Origin of the sequence: Methylobacterium nigriterrae (assembly GCF_037106235.1) — a bacterium.
GTDB classification, from domain to species: Bacteria; Pseudomonadota; Alphaproteobacteria; order Rhizobiales; family Beijerinckiaceae; genus Methylobacterium; species Methylobacterium nigriterrae.
In genome coordinates, this window is record NZ_JBAWTG010000715.1 from 1 (window position 1) to 293 (window position 293).

General features: G+C 75.4%; 1 protein-coding gene. It reads left to right on the forward strand.

Going from position 1 to position 293, the window contains the following annotated elements; genetic code table 11:
* On the forward strand, positions 1-244 hold a 244-nt coding region (locus WDW90_RS38845), incomplete at its 5' end, for an FCSD flavin-binding domain-containing protein (protein WP_336492963.1).
* Positions 245-293: the final 49 nt, after the last annotated feature.

Genomic DNA, 293 nt, shown 5'->3' on the forward strand with positions numbered 1-293 from the left:
CGCGATCCTGACGGCGCTGACGGGGGCGCGCCCGTCCCGGCCGCATCTGCTCGGCACGGTCTACACCTTCCTCGCCGGCACCGACGCGATGGGCGACGCGGCCGTCTTCACGCCGGCCGACGGGACGATCAGGCTGAGCGGCGCCTTCCTGACCGGGACCGGCGAGCAATCGGAGACGCGCCGCAGGAATGCCAGGGCGGCGGTCGGCTGGTACGACGCGGTCACCCGGGACGTGTTCGGCTGAGGGCCCTGCTCGGGCGCCGGCCGCTTCGCTCGCGCGGCGGCCGGATCAG